The following is a 15187-nucleotide window of genomic DNA, read 5'->3' as shown; positions in this document are numbered from 1 at the left end:
CGAGGCTCCGGCCCCGCCGTGGCCCAGCTGGGCGCCATCGCCCGCCAGGCCGGGACCCCGGTCAGCCTGCACGGCACGGGGGGCGCCTGGATGGTGGCCGATGTCGCCGCAGACGCCAACCGCTTCGAGGCCGCCGCCTACCACTCCCTGGACCGCAAGGTCTGCAACACCCTGAATGTCTGCTGCATCGTGCGCGAGCGGGCGCAGGAGCTGGTCCCCGTCTTCCTGCGCGCCCTGCAGGCCGCCGGCGAGCGCCGCAAGGGCGCCAAGCTGCATGTGGTGGAGGGCTGCGAACGCTACATCCCCACCGCCTGGCGCGACGCCCGGGTCACCGTCGCCCGCGCCGAGGGCGAGCGCGAGGAGCCCCTGGTGGAACGGCTGGCCGAGGGCGACCTTGGCCGGGAGTGGGAGTGGGAGGAGACCCCTGAGGTCTCCCTGATGATTGTCGAGGACGCCGCCCAGGCTGTCGACCTCTTCAACCGCTACAGCCCCCGCTTCGCCGCCAGCCTGATCTCGCAGGACGCCCAGGCCCACGACCGCTTCTACGCGGCCATCGACGCCCCCTTCACCGGCGACGGCTTCACCCGCTGGGTGGACGGCCAGTACGCCCTGAACCGCCCCGAACTCGGCCTCTCCAACTGGGAGCATGGCCGCCTGTTCGCCCGCGGCGGGGTCCTGGCGGGAGACGGAGTGTTCACCGTCCGCGCCCGGGTCCGCCAGACCGACCTCAACCTCGACCGCAATCCCGATACGGCGAAGCGGTTTTGATCCAGAGTGAAGCCCATGTGGTTCGCCGGACCCGCCCGGCGCGTCCCTGAGGCCGGCCGGCCCGCGACCCTGCGCCTGGGCTTCACGCTCACGCGGGGCATGCGGGTCGGGCTCTATGGCGGCTCGTTCAATCCGGTCCACGCCGGCCATGCCCACGTGGCCGAGACCGCGCGCAAGCGGCTGAAGCTGGATCGCGTCATCTGGCTGGTCTCGCCGCAGAACCCGCTGAAATCCAGCCGCGAGACCGCCAGCCTCGCCGAGCGGATGGCCGGGGTGCGCAAGGTGGCTCGCGGCCGGGCGATGATCGTCTCCGACGCCGAGACCGCCATCGGCTCCACCTACACCATCGACACCCTTCGGGTGCTGAAGGCCCGCTATCCGGGGGTGAAGTTCGTCTGGATCATGGGCGCCGACAGCCTGGCCAGCTTCCACCGCTGGCGCGGCTGGACGCAGATCATGGGCGGCGCACCGGTCGCCGTAGTCTCGCGGCCCTGGATCTCCCTGAGAAGCCGCTTCTCGCCCGCCGCGCAACGGTTCAGCCATGCGCGCCGCCCTGCCAGCCAGGGGCCCATCCTGGCGGGGACCCAGCCGCCTCGCTGGGTGTTCCTCACCGGTCCCCTCAACTTCCTCTCGTCCACCGCCATGCGGGCGCGGATGGGCGGCTCAAGATCGTGATCGCACGCGCACTGCCCCTTTCCGCGCAATCGTGATATGAGGCCTTTTAGCGAGGCAAAAAAGGAGCTACCCCGCTGAGCCCTGACCCTGCGCCGAGTGCGCACGAAACCGCGGTTTCCACCGAGGTTTCCACCGATCCCCAGAGTCGCATCAGCGCTTTGGAAGACCTGATCCTGGCGCGTCTCGACGACGACAAGGCCCAGGATGTCGTGTTCATCGACCTGAAGGGTAAGAGCGCGGTGGCCGACGGCCTGATCGTCGCCTCCGGCCGTTCGCACCGCCATGTCGGCGCCATGGCCGATCACCTGCTGCGCGCCCTCAAGGACGAGGGCTACGGCAAGGTGCGTGTCGAGGGCATGCCCCACTGTGACTGGGTGCTGATCGACACTGGCGACGTGATCATCCACCTGTTCCGTCCCGAGGTCCGCTCCTTCTACAACATCGAAAAGATCTGGTCGGTGGACTCGGCCCACATCGCCTTCACTTGAAGCTGACGATCCTGGCGGTCGGGCGTCTGGCCCGTTCCCCCGAGGTCGAGCTGGTGAAGCTCTATGTGGACCGCGCCACCGCGGCCGGCCGCGCCCTGGGGCTCGGCCCCGTCGAGGTGGTCGAGGTCGAAGCCAGGAAACCCGGCAAGGCCGCCGAGGCCGATGTCCTTCGCCCGCACCTGACCGACGCTCACGTCATCGCCTGCGATGAGCGGGGCGGCGCGCGCGCGTCCCGTGACTTCGCCGCCGAGATCGCCAGGCTGCGGGACCAGGGGGTGCGCCGCCTGGTCTTCATGATCGGCGGCGCCGACGGCCTCGACCCGGCCCTGGTGGCCGCCGCCAACGGCAGGCTGGCCTTCGGGCCGCAGACATGGCCCCATGCCCTGGCCCGCGCCATGCTGGCCGAACAGGTCTATCGGGCGGTCACCATCCTGGCCGGCGGCCCCTATCACAGAGACTGACGCGCCCTTGCAGAGCCTCCGCCCCGCCTTCGTGATCGGCGCCCTCGCCAGCCTGGCGGCGGGCGTGGTGGCCGTGGCGGCGGTCAGCGAGCGCGACAAACTGCAGAGCCTCAATGTCCGAGAGACCGTGCTCACCGCCGAGCAGGGTCGCAACCTCAACCGCCTGGCGCGCCTGCTGACCGTGCTGGAGCAGTTCCGCCGCGATCCGCCGCCCGCCCTGCTGGTCAGCCCCGACGACGCCGTCTCGGCGGTCCGCGCCGCCATCCTGGTCAAGGCGATCACGCCCGAGCTGCAGCGCCGCGCCCGGCTCTACGCCGCCGAGGCGGGAGAGATCGCCCGCCAGCGCCGCCTGGCCGCCGTGGCCAGCGAGGCCCTGTTCACCGCCGACAGCCAGCTGGCCGAGGCCCGGCTGATCCAGCCTCCAGGTCTCCGCGACCAGACCCCCCTGCAGGAGGACGACGGCGAGGTCACCGCGCCCAAGGCCCTGATGGCGCCGGCCGACGGCCCCGTCACCCGGCGCTTCGGACAGGCGGTCCCGGGCGGCGGCAAGGCCAACGGCCTGACCATCCAGACCGCCTCTGGGGCGAAAGTCGCGGCGCCCGACAGCGGACTTGTCCAATATGTGGGCCCGGTGAAGGGCTGGGGTGTGATCTTGATCTTAAGATTGGCCGGTGGATACCATGTGGTGTTGGCTGGCCTGGACCGGGTGAACGTCGATGTCGGACAATCCGTCGCGGCGGGATCGCCTGTCGGATGGATGGCCGATGGGCGACAATCGCCTCCGGAACTCTATCTAGAGGTCCGGGAACGCGGCGCGCCGGTCAATCCGGGGCGCTGGATGACGGGCGGAAGCGGCTTGAGACCGACCGCTGGCTAAGTGAAGACTATGGAGCCCTGTGGGGTTCTGATGGGGACGTGAAGCGGTTAAGCGGCTCAATTCCGCCGCAAGGGAGCCCTAGGGCCTAGTCTATGCGCAAGTATCTGTTGATCGGTGTTTCGGCCTTCGTCCTCGGGGCGGGGTCCATGGCCTATGTCAGCCAGCAGGCGCTGGCCTCGTCCCAGCCGCGGGCCAAGACCTACAAGATGCTCGAGCTGTTCGGCGACGTGCTGGACACCGTAGAGCGTCAGTACGTCACCGAGGTCGACGACAAGAAACTGATCGAGGCGGCCATCGACGGCATGCTGACCTCGCTCGATCCCCACTCCGGCTACCTGAACCCCGAGAGCTTCGACGACATGCGCGATCAGACGCGCGGGGAGTATGGCGGCCTGGGCATAGAGGTCACCAGCGAGGACGGCGTGGTCAAGGTGATCTCGCCCATGGACGGCACGCCCGCCTTCAAGGCCGGGGTCAAGGCTGGCGACTTCATCACCGCCGTCAACGGCGGGAGCGTGCTTGGCCTGTCGGTCAATGACGCGGTCAAGCAGATGCGCGGCAAGCCCGGCGAGCCGGTCACCCTGACCATCGCCCGCGAGAAGACCGATCCCTTTGACGTCAAGCTGATCCGCGAGGTGATCAAGCCCAAGTCCGCCACCGCCAAGCTCGAGGGCGACTACGGCTATCTGCGGGTCTCGGCCTTCAACGAAAAGACCACCGACGAGGCCGAGGCGGCCATCGTCGACCTGAGGGCCAAGAACCCCAAGATGAAGGGGCTGATCCTCGACCTGCGCAACAATCCCGGCGGCCTGCTCGACCAGGCGGTCGGCATCTCCGACCTGTTCCTGGATGGCGGCGAGATCGTCTCCCAGCGGGGCCGCGATCCCCGCGACGTCGAGCGCTACAACGCCCGCGCCGGCGACGTCACCGGCGGCCTGCCGGTGGTGGTGCTGATCAATTCCGGCTCGGCCTCGGCGGCGGAAATCGTCGCCGGCGCCCTGCAGGACCGCAAGCGCGCGGAACTGGTGGGCCTCACCAGCTTCGGCAAGGGCTCGGTCCAGACCGTCATCCCCCTGCGGGGCGGCGTGGACGGCGCGCTGAAGCTCACCACCGCGCGCTACTACACCCCGGCGGGGCGTTCCATCCAGAAGACCGGCATCCAGCCGGACCTGGAAGTGGCCGAGACCCGTGACGAGGCCCAGTCCATCGCCAACCGCGCCTTCCAGTTCAGCGAGGCGTCCTTCCGCAACGCCCTGAACGCCGAGGAAGGCAAGACCCGCATCGGCGCTCATGAGCCGGCCGAGGCTCCGCCAGCCGACTTCAACACCACCACCGGGGACTTCCAGCTGGCCCGCGCCAAGGACGTCCTGCGCTATGGTTCGGTGGCCGCGACGCCCAAGCTGCCCAAGCCCACCGCCAAGATGGCCGAGGTGGTCTCCAAGCTGCCCAAGCTCGAACCCAAGCCGGTCGCCAAGTAATCGCCCAGGCGGCGCTGCGGCGCCGCCTGCGGCCCTTCGCCATGCTGCGGCGCGGCGAAAAGTAGCCCTTCATTAACCATGATCCCTCAGGCTCCGGACTGAAGCCTCGCGTGGTCATGCCTATGTTTTCCAAGAAAAAGCTCGTCACGGTCGCCGCCGCCCCAGCGCCGGGGCTCAACGCCCAGGCGCTGTTGGCCAAGGCCATCGCCAACCCCTATGTGGGCGCCGGCGGCGCGGCCTTCCTGTTCATGTCCGCGGCCCTGATCCTGGTCACCCTGATGGGCGACCCCAAGGCGGGAACCCCGGTGGTGCGCATCAGCCTGGCCAAGGTGGCGGCAATGGCCGCGCCCCCCGGCTGGCGCGAGGCCCTGACCGCCGACAACCCCGGTGGAACCACTCTCTCAACGGACACTTTCCGGCTCTCGGAGAACCCGCTTGGACCCGGCGCCGCCTTCGGCCAGGCGGTGATCACCGTTCCCGGCGCCCAGGCCTTCCACGCCGCCGACCCCCTGCCGCCGGCCCCCATCGCGGGCCTCACCGCCCAGGGCTCCGGCGGCCTGCTGCCCATCATCGGCCCGGGGGGCAAGACGCCCGCCCAGGCCTATGCCCGGCCCTTCGCCAGCAATGGTCGGCCCAAGGTCGCCCTGGTGATCGGCGGCCTCGGCCTGAACGCGACGGCGACCCGCCAGGCCATCGAGAACCTGCCCCCCGAGATCACCCTGTCCTTCGTGCCCTATTCCGACGGCCTGCAGGGCTGGATCGACCTGGCCCGCCAGAACGGCCACGAGGTGCTGCTGGAGGCCCCCATGGAGCCGGTGGACTATCCCGACAACGATCCTGGCCCTTACACCCTGATGGCCCAGGCCCAGGGCCAGGAGACGGTCAAGAAGCTGGAATGGCTGCTCAGCCGCGCCACCGGCTATTTCGGGGTGACCAACTATCTCGGCTCGCGCTTCGTCGGCTCCGACAGCGCCATGACCGCCTTCACCGGCGCCCTGCGCGGCCGCGGCCTGGCCTTCATCGACGACGGTTCGGCGGCGCGGCGCGGCGGCGGCCTGCCACGGGCCTCAGCCGACCGCATCGTCGACGACCAGCTCTCCGTGGAGGCCATCGATCAGCAGTTGCTGTCCCTCGAAGCCGGCGCCCTGCAGCATGGCCAGGCTCTGGGATCGGGTTTCGCATACCCTGTGACGCTGACTCAGGTGGCGCAGTGGGCACAATCAGTGGAGTCTAGGGGTTACCAACTTGCGCCCGCTTCGGCGCTGACCACTCGCAGATAAGACCTCGCGCCCATGGACGACCTCGCCGCCTATCGCCCCAACGTGGGGGTGGTGCTTTTTCACCCCGACGGCCGCGTCTGGCTGGGGCGCCGGGTCAACACGCCCGAGCCCTACAACTGGCAATTCCCGCAAGGCGGCGTCGACGCCGGCGAGGATCTCTATGTCGCCGCCCGGCGCGAGCTGGCCGAGGAAACCGGGGTCGTCTCCACCACCCTGCTGGGCCGCACCGACGGCTGGATGGCCTATGATTTTCCCCCCGGCCACAGCGGCAGCAAGATCGCCAAGGGCTGGAAGGGGCAGCGCCAGGTCTGGTTCGCCCTGCGGTTCGACGGCGAGGAGACCGAGATCGACCTCGGGGGCCAGGGACATCCGGAGTTTGACGCCTGGCGTTGGGGCCGGCTCGCCGAGGCGCCGGGCCTGGTGGCGCCCTTCAAGAAGGCCACCTATGAAGCGGTGATCACCGCCTTCCACGATTTCGCGGGCCTGCCGGGTCGCGCCGCCTGATGGCCGCGCCCATCGTCATGGTCCACGGCGCCTTCTGTGGCGGCTGGGCCTTCGAGGCCTTCCGCGGGCCCTTCGAGGCCGCCGGCCACACCGTCCTGACGCCGGACCTGCGCGGCCATGGCGACGATGACCGTCCAGGCGCCGTCGCCGGCGTCTCGATGACCGACTACGCCAGGGACATCGCCGAGCTGTGCGCCGGCCTGCCCGAGCCCCCGATCCTCATCGGTCACTCGCTCGGAGGCCTGGTGGCCCAGCTCGCGGCCAAGCGGACGCCGCCCAAGGCCCTGATCCTCCTGGCTCCCTCGCCGCCCTGGGGCGTCGCCGGATCCTCCATGGAAGAAGCGGTCACCGCCTTTGGCCTGATGATGGGAGCGGCCTTCACCCACAGCATCAGCCCCGACCGCACCCTGATGCGCACCTACAGCCTTGACCGCATGCCGTCGGCCGCGCGCGAGGCCACGGTCCAGCGCCTGCGCCCCGAGAGCGGCCGGGCGCTGTGGGAGGCCCTGAACTGGTGGCTCGACCCCTTCATGACCACCAGCGTCGGAACCGGCGGCATCGGGATCCCCTGCCTGGTGATGGTGGGGCAGCGCGACGTGGTCCACCCGCCGATGACCGGCCGCCAGACGGCCCAGCGCCTGGACGCCGACTACGTCGAGATGGCCGGCATGAGCCACTGGCTGCTGGGGGAGACCGGATGGCAGGACGTGGCCACCCAGGCCTGGGACTGGCTGGAACAGGTCGACGGCCGGGCCACTTCAGGCGCCGCGTGAAGTGGTTCTCAGCCCCCTGGGGCTCAAGCTCTACCCTATTGTTTTAATTAAGTTATGCCTGCGGCGAGCTGAAGAGTTTCAGCCCCAGGATACCCGCCACGATCAGGCCGACGCAGACCAGGCGCGCCACCGTCGCCGGCTCCTTGAACAGCACGATCCCGAGGATCACCGTCCCCACCGCGCCGATGCCGGTCCAGACGGCGTAGGCGGTCCCCAAGGGCAGGGACTTCATCGCCATGCCCAACAGGGCCATGGACACCAGCAGGCTCGCCCCGGTGAACACCGTGGGCCAGAGCCGCGTGAAGCCGTCGGTGTATTTCAAGCCGACGGCCCAGCCGATTTCACAGAGACCGGCGACGAACAGGATGAGCCAGGCCATGGCTGTCCTCCCAAGACCGGGCCGTCCCGGAAAGAGAAAGGCGCTGGAGTCGTCTCCAGCGCCTGAACTCATATAGGTGCGGGAGGCTGAAAGCCTAGAACTTGCGTTCCGAATACAGCACTTCGCCCATGTCCCACTTGTCGCTGACCGAGGAGCCGTCGGGCTTCTTCAGCTGCAGGAACACCAGGCCGATCGACTCGCGGTCGGTGAAGTATTCCCAGGAGTTGGTGATGCGCTTGTAGTCGGTGGCCGGCACGAAGTCGTTGCGCTGCTGAAGCAGTTCCGGCTGGTGCAGCAGCGAGAAGATGTTGAGGCCCACGATGATCGGCTTCTCGCCGTTCAGCGTGTAGTTGAGGGCGATCCGGCAGACGTCCTTGTTGGACCCCGGCGAGAAGACCGTCAGGGTGTAGGGCTTGGTCTGCAGGGTCTGGGTATAGGTCGCTTCGCGACGGTTGAACTTGAAGCCCAGGCTCTTGGTGGCCAGCTTGGAGATGTCGCCGCCACGCACCAGGGGCACGCAGATGCGGTTGATCACGTCGATGATCTGGCCGATCTCACCGGTGGTGGGGACGGCGTAGACCTTCTCGGGTTCCGGGGCGGGCGCGGTGGCCGGAGACGCCGGGGCCATCGGAGCGGCGGCGTTCGGGTCGGCCGCGGGCGGCGTCGGGAGCGGCGCGGCCGGCGGCGCGGTTTGCGCGGTCGCCGAGGTGGCGATGCCGGCGGCGAGCAGACTGATGATGGCGGTACGCATAGACGGGTCCCCTGACTGGCGCTCTATCACACTCAAACTATCCATCCCTCGCAAGTCCCGTAATGCGACAATGCGGCGACGGCGAGGCGTTGCTTAAAGTGCGACCTCGACCGCCTGCTCGGCCAGGATGGTCAGACCATCCGGCGTCACGTCGGCGAACCCGCCCTGGACATCAAAGCCCAGGGTGCGGCCGTTGTCATACACCTTCACCCGACCTGACTTGAGGGTGGTCATGAAGGGCGCGTGGCCGGCCAGCACCCCGAAGTCGCCTTCGGAGCCCGGCGCGTCGACCTGGTCGACCTCGCCCGAGAACAGTTCACGCTCGGGCGAGACCAGGGAAAAGTGCAGCTTGCCGGCCATCAGGCTTAGGCTTCCGACGCGAGTTGTTCGGCCTTGGCCACCGCGTCTTCGATGGTGCCGACATTGTAGAACGCGGCTTCCGGCAGGTGGTCATACTCACCCTCAACCACCGCCTTGAAGGAGCGGATGGTGTCTTCCAGGCTGACGAAGATGCCCGGCATGTTGGTGAACTGCTCGGCCACGTGGAAGGGCTGGGAGAGGAACTTGGAGATCTTGCGGGCGCGCGAGACCACCAGCTTGTCGTCTTCCGACAGTTCATCCATGCCCAGGATGGCGATGATGTCCTTCAGGGCCTTGTAGGCCTGCAGGGTCTCCTGGACGCGGCGGGCGACGTTGTAGTGTTCCTCGCCGATCACCAGCGGGTCCATGATCCGGCTGGTGGAGTCCAGCGGGTCCACGGCCGGGAAGATGGCCTGGGCGGCGATGTCGCGCGAGAGCACGGTGGTGGCGTCCAGGTGGGCGAAGGAGGCGGCGGGCGCGGGGTCGGTCAGGTCGTCGGCGGGCACGTAGATGGCCTGGACCGAGGTGATCGAACCCTTGGAGGTCGAGGTGATGCGTTCCTGCAGGTTGCCCATCTCGGTGGCCAGGGTGGGCTGATAGCCCACGGCCGAGGGGATGCGGCCCAGCAGGGCGGACACTTCGGAGCCGGCCTGGGTGAAGCGGAAGATGTTGTCGATGAAGAGCAGCACATCCTTGCCCTCTTCGTCGCGGAAGTACTCGGCCTGGGCCAGGCCGGTGAGGGCCACGCGGGCCCGCGCGCCGGGGGGCTCGTTCATCTGGCCGTAGACCAGGGTGCACTTGGAGCCTTCGCCGCCGCCGGGCTTGTTGACGTTGCTCTCGATCATCTCGTGATAGAGGTCGTTGCCTTCGCGGGTGCGCTCACCCACCCCGGCCAGCACCGAATAGCCGCCGTAGGCCTTGGCGATGTTGTTGATCAGTTCCTGCATGGTCACGGTCTTGCCCACGCCGGCGCCGCCGAACAGGCCGATCTTGCCGCCCTTGGTGTAGGGGCAGAGCAGGTCGATGACCTTGATCCCGGTCACCAGGATTTCCGCCGAGGTCGCCTGCTCGGCGAAGGACGGGGCTTCACGGTGGATCGGGGCGTAGAACTGGGAGTTGATCGGACCGGCTTCGTCGATGGGATCGCCAATGACGTTCATGATCCGACCCAGGGTGGCCGGGCCGACCGGGACGGTGATCGCGCGGCCGGTGTCAGTCACCGGCTGTCCGCGGGTCAGGCCCTCGGAGGTGTCCATGGCGATGGTGCGGACGGTGTTCTCGCCCAGGTGCTGCGCCACTTCCAGCACCAGGCGGAAGGGCTGGCCCGTCCGCTGGTCGGTGTTGGTGGTTTCCAGGGCGCCGAGGATCGGCGGCAGGTGGCCTTCGAACTCGACGTCGACGACGGCGCCGATGATCTGGACGATGCGGCCGGTGGCCACGCCGGCGGCCGGGGCCACCGACTTGGGCGTCACGGCCTTGGCGGCCTTGGCCGGCGCCTTGGCGGCGGCGGCTTTCGGGGCGGGGGCGGCCTTGGTGGCGGCCGGCTTCTTCGGGGTCGTAGCCATGGGTTGAACTCTTTTCAGTCTAGAGCGCTTCGGCGCCGGAGATGATCTCGATCAGCTCCTTGGTGATCTGCGCCTGGCGAGTACGGTTTTTCTTCAGGTTGAGGGCGGCGATCATGTCGCCCGCATTGCGAGTGGCGTTGTCCATCGCCGCCATCTGGGCGGCGTAGAACCCGGCCTGGTTCTCGAGCATGGCCGAGAGCAGCTGGACCGTGAGGTTCCGGGGCAGCAGGGTTTCGAGGATGGTCTCCTCGTCGGGCTCGTATTCGTAGGCCGCGCCCTTGAGGTCGATCGTGGCGGCGGCGCCGGCGATCTGGGCGGGGATGAGCTGGGTCAGGGTCGGGGTCTGCACGACCACCGACTTGTAGCGGCTGAAGGCGAGGGTCACGACATCCACCTGGCCGGTCTCGAACAGCTCGGTGATCTTGTCGGCCACGGGCTGGGCCGAGGCCAGGCCCGGCACGCCGGCTTCGAAGGTGGCCACGAAGCGGTCGCCAAACACGCGGCGGAACTGGTCGCGCGCCTTCTTGCCCACCGTGATGATCTTCACGTCCTTGCCTTCGGCCAGCAGGGCGTTGATCCGTTCGCGGGCGGCGCGGATGATCGAGGAGTTGAAGCCGCCGGCCAGGCCGCGGTCGGAGGAGGCCACCACCACCAGGTGACGGTCCTGACGCCCCGTGCCCACCAGCAGCTTGGGCGCCCCGTCGCCGGAGACCCCCGCGGCCAGGTTGGCGATCACCGTGGCGATCCGCTCGGCATAGGGCCGGGCGTTCTGGGCGGCGTCGGTCGCGCGACGAAGCTTCGCCGCGGCCACCATCTGCATCGCGCGCGTGATCTTCTGCGTGGATTCCACGCTTTTGATCTGGTCGCGCATTTCCTTGAGGCTAGCCATTTCTCGCCTCAGACCTTTCTAAACAACCACCAGGTGCAGTTATCCATCACGGTCGTCCGTTTCCAGAAGAAGCCGTAATCGACCAGCACCAGGTCGGAAAACATATCCAGGTAGAGCCCGCCGAAGTCGTTCTTGAAGAGCAGGTCGGTTTCCCCGCGATAGGGAATGGCCTCCGGCTTCGGCGAAAAATACTCAGAACAAAAAACGTACTTGGCGGCGACCCGGTGAACTTCCCGCATCGTCGCCTCGAGCAGGCTGGGATCCACATGGATCAGCACGCCCGACGTGAAGGCCAGGTCGACCGCCTTGTCGGCCATCGGGATCGCGTGGCCGAAGCCCTCGATCACGTGGTCGGCCGGCAGGACGCCGTCGGCGACAAGCCGCTCCCGGGCCGAAGCGTTGGGCTCGATGCCCCACAGCTCCATGTCCGACAGCGCCGCGATGCCCATCAGGTTGAGGCCCAGGTTCGGGCCGACCTCGATGGCGCTTCCCGGCATGTCGCCCTCCATCTTCGACAGCACCTCGGCCCATACCCGCGCGCGGCCGCGAACGGCGTCGGCCGAAGCGCCACTGCGCTCCGTATACCGATCGCCGAACGCGCCGGACCAGGCGCTCAGGGCTTTGGGCTCGGGGGCCATCGACTCAGGCCTTAGGCGAAGGTCGCGACGAAGGCGGCCAGGGCGTCCTTCAGAGCCTGCTCGGTGTCACCCTTGAGCTCCTTGGTCGTCCGGATGGTGTCCAGCAGACCCTGGTGCTTGGCGTGCAGGTGGCTCAGCAGCTCGGCCTCGAACCGGCCGACCTGAGCGGTCGGGATGGTGTCGAGGTAGCCGCGGGTGCCGGCATAGATCACCGCGACCTGCTCTTCGACCGTCAGCGGCGAGTATTGCGGCTGCTTCAGGAGCTCGGTCAGGCGCTCGCCGCGGGCCAGCTGGCGCTGGGTGGTGACGTCGAGGTCGGAGCCGAACTTGGCGAAGGCGGCCAGCTCGCGGTACTGGGCCAGCTCGCTCTTGATGGGGCCGGCGGCGGTCTTCATGGCCTTGATCTGGGCCGAGGAGCCCACGCGGCTCACGCTGGCGCCGACGTTCACGGCGGGGCGGATGCCCTGGAAGAACAGGTCGGTTTCCAGGAAGATCTGGCCGTCGGTGATGGAGATCACGTTGGTCGGGATGTAGGCCGAGATGTCGTTGGCCTGGGTCTCGATCAGCGGCAGGGCGGTCAGCGAGCCCGAACCGTTATCCTCGTTCAGCTTCGCAGCGCGCTCCAGCAGGCGGGAGTGCAGGTAGAAGACGTCGCCCGGATAGGCTTCGCGGCCCGGCGGGCGGCGCAGCAGCAGGGACATCTGGCGATAGGCCACGGCCTGCTTGGAGAGGTCGTCATAGATGATGACGGCGTGCATGCCGTTGTCGCGGAACCACTCGCCCATGGCGCAACCCGAGAACGGCGCCAGGAACTGCAGCGGGGCCGGCTCGGAGGCGGTGGCGGCGACCACGATGGTGTAGTCGAGCGCGCCGCGCTCCTCGAGGGTCTTGACGATCTGGGCGACGGTGGAGCGCTTCTGGCCGATGGCGACGTAGATGCAGTAGAGCTTGGCGCTCTCGTCATCGCCGGCGTTGATCGACTTCTGGTTCAGGATGGCGTCGATGGCGACGGCGGTCTTGCCGGTCTGACGGTCACCGATGATCAGTTCGCGCTGGCCGCGGCCGACCGGGATCAGGCTGTCGATGGCCTTCAGGCCGGTCTGCACGGGCTCGTGCACCGACTTGCGCGGGATGATGCCCGGGGCCTTCACGTCCACCCGGCGGCGCTCGGCCACGTTGGTGATCGGACCCTTGCCGTCGATCGGCTCGCCCAGCGGGTTGACGACGCGGCCCAGCAGGCCACGGCCCACCGGCACGTCCACGATCTCCGAGAGGCGGCGGACTTCGTCGCCTTCCGAGATGGCGCGGTCGTCGCCGAAGATGACGACCCCGACGTTGTCGCGTTCGAGGTTCAGGGCCATGCCCTTCACCCCGGCTTTCGGGAACTCGACCATTTCACCGGCCTGGACATTGTCCAGACCGAAGACGCGGGCGATGCCGTCACCGACGGACAACACCTGACCGACGTCGGAAACGTCAGCCTCTTCGCCGAAATTGGCGATCTGCGACTTGAGGATGGCCGAAATTTCGGCGGCGCGGATATCCATGTCTTCTTACGCTCTCTTCAGGGCGAACTTGAGGGAATCGAGCTTCGAACGAAGTGAAGCATCGAACAGTCGCGAGCCGACCCGCACCTTGATACCGCCCAGGATGGACGGATCGACACGGGTCTCGATTTCAGGGTCCTTGCCCAGGGCGGTGCGCAGCGAGGCCGCGACGCCCTTGGCTTGGGCCGCGGTCAGGGCGACCGCGGTGGTGACGGTGGCCGCGACGACGCCGCGGCTCTTGGCCGAGAGGGCCTCGAAGGCCGTGATCGCCGCCGGCAGCGCCGCGAGGCGGCCGTTGGCGGCCATCAGGCCGAGGAACTTCCGGGTGGTGTTGTTGAACTGGGCCTTGGCCGAAAGGGCCGCGATCGCGCGGCTCTTGTCCTCGGAGCTGAAGGCCGGGGAAGCCAGCAAGGTGCGGAAATCCTTGGACTCTGCGCGCATGGCCTTGAGCGCCTTCAGGTCGGCCTCAACGGCCGCCAGGTTCTTGTCTTCGGTCGCGAGGTCGAAGAGGGCCTGAGCATATCTGCCGCCCACATTCGAAGTCTTGGAATCGTCCGCCACTTAATTTGTCCGCCCGTGCGTGTCGAAAGCCGCGAATAAGGTGTCCCTCACCGCGGCCTAAAGGCTTGAAAGCGCTTGGAAAAGCACATTGGCCGGCTGGACCTGGGAAACCCTGGCCCGAAGCCGCGCGCCTGATAGCACGCGACTTTACAGGCCGCAACCAAACCGGACCGTATAGAGCCGTCCCAATTCATTTAAACAGCGACCAGGGCGGGCGCTTGCCGCCGAAACACCGCCGAACCGCTCGCCACGAGATCGCCGTTCGCCGTGGTCAGGCGCGCGTGGGCGAAGACCAGGGTGCGGGTGGCCCGGTCGATCCAGGCCTCCGCCGTCACCGGATCGCCCGCTGACGGAACGCGTCCATAGTCCAGGGTGATAGAGACAGGCTCCGCGCCCACGCCCGCGGCGCCGGCCAGCAGGGGCTCCAGCAGCGAGGCGGCGGCGGCTGGGCCGCCCGGGAAGGCGGCGTCTTGTCGAAGCGTGTCGGTCATGTGGCCGCTCTCTTAAGCGGACCCGCGCAAAAGAAAAAGGGCGCCGGGAATATCCGGCGCCCTGAAGTTGGGCTCGACGAAAAGTTTGGAGCGGCTGGGAGGCTGCGCCGCGAGCCGGGTCGGCGGGAAAGGACGGGAGAGCCGCCCATCCCCGCCAATAGAGACTACTGGGCGGCCATCTGGGTGGCCGGGGCGGCCGCGGCGTTGCAGGCGCCCAGCTTGTCGGCGTCCAGGGTCTTGCCGCCGACGCCGAAGGAGGCGATCGCGCCGACGTTCTTGGCCACGGCCTTGCAGGTCGAGGCGGCGAAGGTCTGCGAGGACGGGGCCGAGGCGACGCAGGCGTCGGCTTGGCAGAGGAAGACGGCGCCGCCGGCGATGAACTTGGTCTTTTCGGCGATCGGGTTGGCCAGCTTGGCGGTGACCGGCTCGGCGGCGAGGGCGCCGCTGGCGAAGGAAAGGGTGAAGGCGGCCGCGCAGGCGGCCGAAAGGGTTTGGAGCTTCATGGAGCCCTCCAGGCGTTTCGGGGAGAAAACAGATCCCCGGGGGAACCTGGCCGTGCGGACCGTGGGCCGCCTCGGGTATCCCCACCCTTGGCGCGCTCCGAACTAAGCAACGCTAAGATAACACTGTTAAGATCGGCCGCAATCGCTTTTTTCGCAACGCCGTTATGCGTTATTGCACAGGTCGGGCGGTCGGTCCCGA

Annotated in this window: 18 protein-coding genes and 1 pseudogene; 9 read left to right on the top strand and 10 right to left on the bottom strand. The window is 68.1% G+C overall.

The window, feature by feature from the left end; all coding sequences use genetic code 11:
* The 9 genes and pseudogenes from OCL97_RS15050 to OCL97_RS15010 all read left to right on the top strand — a co-directional run.
* A pseudogene (locus OCL97_RS15050) lies at nt 1-768 on the top strand (aldehyde dehydrogenase family protein); the annotation flags it as partial.
* A 15-nt stretch (nt 769-783) separates the two neighbouring features.
* The gene (locus OCL97_RS15045) at nt 784-1443 is read left to right on the top strand and encodes a nicotinate-nucleotide adenylyltransferase (RefSeq protein WP_304776085.1); all 660 of its coding nucleotides are present in this window, start codon (nt 784-786) and stop codon (nt 1441-1443) included.
* A 74-nt stretch (nt 1444-1517) separates the two neighbouring features.
* Nucleotides 1518-1931: a ribosome silencing factor gene (gene rsfS / locus OCL97_RS15040; RefSeq protein ID WP_304776148.1), complete on the top strand. Its 414-nt coding sequence runs from the start codon at nt 1518-1520 to the stop codon at nt 1929-1931.
* The gene (gene rlmH, locus OCL97_RS15035; RefSeq protein ID WP_377370719.1) at nt 1928-2392 is read left to right on the top strand and encodes a 23S rRNA (pseudouridine(1915)-N(3))-methyltransferase RlmH; all 465 of its coding nucleotides are present in this window, start codon (nt 1928-1930) and stop codon (nt 2390-2392) included. Before rsfS ends, rlmH begins: the two co-directional genes overlap by 4 nt.
* Nucleotides 2393-2399: 7 nt before the next feature.
* On the top strand, nt 2400-3269 hold the full coding sequence (locus OCL97_RS15030; RefSeq protein WP_377370718.1) for a murein hydrolase activator EnvC family protein: 870 nt from the start codon (nt 2400-2402) through the stop codon (nt 3267-3269).
* Nucleotides 3270-3361: 92 nt separating this feature from the next.
* On the top strand, nt 3362-4747 hold the full coding sequence (locus OCL97_RS15025; protein WP_377370717.1) for a S41 family peptidase: 1386 nt from the start codon (nt 3362-3364) through the stop codon (nt 4745-4747).
* Nucleotides 4748-4863: 116 nt separating this feature from the next.
* The gene (locus OCL97_RS15020; protein WP_377370716.1) at nt 4864-6027 is read left to right on the top strand and encodes a divergent polysaccharide deacetylase family protein; all 1164 of its coding nucleotides are present in this window, start codon (nt 4864-4866) and stop codon (nt 6025-6027) included.
* A gap of 12 nt (nt 6028-6039) precedes the next feature.
* Entirely contained in the window at nt 6040-6531 is a 492-nt protein-coding gene (locus OCL97_RS15015) for an RNA pyrophosphohydrolase (RefSeq protein ID WP_305338673.1), read from the top strand.
* Complete coding sequence (locus tag OCL97_RS15010; protein WP_304776097.1) at nt 6531-7304, top strand: alpha/beta fold hydrolase; 774 nt, start codon at nt 6531-6533, stop codon at nt 7302-7304. Before OCL97_RS15015 ends, OCL97_RS15010 begins: the two co-directional genes overlap by 1 nt.
* 52 nt (nt 7305-7356) lie before the next feature.
* On the opposite strand, the gene sugE is transcribed toward OCL97_RS15010, so the two are convergent.
* The 10 genes from sugE to OCL97_RS14960 all read right to left on the bottom strand — a co-directional run bounded on the left by sugE (nt 7357) and on the right by OCL97_RS14960 (nt 14988).
* Nucleotides 7357-7683, bottom strand: a complete 327-nt coding sequence (sugE, locus tag OCL97_RS15005) for a quaternary ammonium compound efflux SMR transporter SugE (RefSeq protein WP_377370715.1) — start codon at nt 7681-7683, stop codon at nt 7357-7359.
* 94 nt (nt 7684-7777) lie between these two features.
* The gene (locus OCL97_RS15000) at nt 7778-8434 is read right to left on the bottom strand and encodes a hypothetical protein (protein ID WP_377370714.1); all 657 of its coding nucleotides are present in this window, start codon (nt 8432-8434) and stop codon (nt 7778-7780) included.
* A 93-nt stretch (nt 8435-8527) separates the two neighbouring features.
* Nucleotides 8528-8794 carry an ATP synthase F1 subunit epsilon gene (locus OCL97_RS14995; protein ID WP_304776103.1) on the bottom strand — a complete coding sequence of 89 codons (267 nt, stop codon included), beginning with the start codon at nt 8792-8794 and terminating at the stop codon, nt 8528-8530.
* A gap of 5 nt (nt 8795-8799) precedes the next feature.
* Nucleotides 8800-10359, bottom strand: coding sequence for a F0F1 ATP synthase subunit beta (gene atpD, locus OCL97_RS14990; RefSeq protein ID WP_304776106.1), 1560 nt, complete (start codon nt 10357-10359; stop codon nt 8800-8802).
* Nucleotides 10360-10378: 19 nt separating this feature from the next.
* Nucleotides 10379-11248: a F0F1 ATP synthase subunit gamma gene (locus OCL97_RS14985; RefSeq protein WP_304776108.1), complete on the bottom strand. Its 870-nt coding sequence runs from the start codon at nt 11246-11248 to the stop codon at nt 10379-10381.
* A gap of 8 nt (nt 11249-11256) precedes the next feature.
* A complete protein-coding gene (locus OCL97_RS14980) occupies nt 11257-11886 on the bottom strand; it encodes a pseudaminic acid biosynthesis-associated methylase (RefSeq protein ID WP_304776110.1) in 630 nt (209 codons plus the stop codon).
* 11 nt (nt 11887-11897) lie between these two features.
* Nucleotides 11898-13433 carry a F0F1 ATP synthase subunit alpha gene (gene atpA, locus OCL97_RS14975; RefSeq protein WP_304776112.1) on the bottom strand — a complete coding sequence of 512 codons (1536 nt, stop codon included), beginning with the start codon at nt 13431-13433 and terminating at the stop codon, nt 11898-11900.
* A gap of 6 nt (nt 13434-13439) precedes the next feature.
* Nucleotides 13440-13994 carry a F0F1 ATP synthase subunit delta gene (locus tag OCL97_RS14970; protein ID WP_305761058.1) on the bottom strand — a complete coding sequence of 185 codons (555 nt, stop codon included), beginning with the start codon at nt 13992-13994 and terminating at the stop codon, nt 13440-13442.
* 194 nt (nt 13995-14188) lie between these two features.
* Nucleotides 14189-14485 (bottom strand): PaaI family thioesterase, encoded by a 297-nt coding sequence (locus OCL97_RS14965; protein ID WP_304776116.1) that lies wholly within the window; start codon nt 14483-14485, stop codon nt 14189-14191.
* 164 nt (nt 14486-14649) lie between these two features.
* Complete coding sequence (locus OCL97_RS14960) at nt 14650-14988, bottom strand: CC_3452 family protein (RefSeq protein WP_377370713.1); 339 nt, start codon at nt 14986-14988, stop codon at nt 14650-14652.
* Between the last annotated feature and the right edge of the window lie 199 nt (nt 14989-15187).

The organism is Phenylobacterium ferrooxidans, from assembly GCF_042714595.1.
GTDB lineage: Bacteria > Pseudomonadota > Alphaproteobacteria > Caulobacterales > Caulobacteraceae > Phenylobacterium > Phenylobacterium ferrooxidans.
Note: the sequence above shows the minus strand (reverse complement) of the source record. Positions and strands in the feature narration are given on the sequence as shown.

Excerpts from the sequence above, each read along its gene's own strand:
- OCL97_RS14995 (WP_304776103.1), bottom strand. The coding sequence starts at position 8,794 with ATGGCCGGCAAGCTGCACTTTTCCCTGGTCTCGCCCGAGCGTGAACTG.
- OCL97_RS14965 (WP_304776116.1), bottom strand. The coding sequence starts at position 14,485 with ATGACCGACACGCTTCGACAAGACGCCGCCTTCCCGGGCGGCCCAGCC.
- OCL97_RS14980 (WP_304776110.1), bottom strand. The coding sequence starts at position 11,886 with ATGGCCCCCGAGCCCAAAGCCCTGAGCGCCTGGTCCGGCGCGTTCGGC.
- OCL97_RS14985 (WP_304776108.1), bottom strand. The coding sequence starts at position 11,248 with ATGGCTAGCCTCAAGGAAATGCGCGACCAGATCAAAAGCGTGGAATCC.
- OCL97_RS15000 (WP_377370714.1), bottom strand. The coding sequence starts at position 8,434 with ATGCGTACCGCCATCATCAGTCTGCTCGCCGCCGGCATCGCCACCTCG.
- OCL97_RS15025 (WP_377370717.1), top strand. The coding sequence starts at position 3,362 with ATGCGCAAGTATCTGTTGATCGGTGTTTCGGCCTTCGTCCTCGGGGCG.
- atpA (WP_304776112.1), bottom strand. The coding sequence starts at position 13,433 with ATGGATATCCGCGCCGCCGAAATTTCGGCCATCCTCAAGTCGCAGATC.
- sugE (WP_377370715.1), bottom strand. The coding sequence starts at position 7,683 with ATGGCCTGGCTCATCCTGTTCGTCGCCGGTCTCTGTGAAATCGGCTGG.
- OCL97_RS15010 (WP_304776097.1), top strand. The coding sequence starts at position 6,531 with ATGGCCGCGCCCATCGTCATGGTCCACGGCGCCTTCTGTGGCGGCTGG.
- OCL97_RS15045 (WP_304776085.1), top strand. The coding sequence starts at position 784 with ATGTGGTTCGCCGGACCCGCCCGGCGCGTCCCTGAGGCCGGCCGGCCC.
- atpD (WP_304776106.1), bottom strand. The coding sequence starts at position 10,359 with ATGGCTACGACCCCGAAGAAGCCGGCCGCCACCAAGGCCGCCCCCGCC.
- OCL97_RS15015 (WP_305338673.1), top strand. The coding sequence starts at position 6,040 with ATGGACGACCTCGCCGCCTATCGCCCCAACGTGGGGGTGGTGCTTTTT.
- OCL97_RS14960 (WP_377370713.1), bottom strand. The coding sequence starts at position 14,988 with ATGAAGCTCCAAACCCTTTCGGCCGCCTGCGCGGCCGCCTTCACCCTT.
- OCL97_RS15020 (WP_377370716.1), top strand. The coding sequence starts at position 4,864 with ATGCCTATGTTTTCCAAGAAAAAGCTCGTCACGGTCGCCGCCGCCCCA.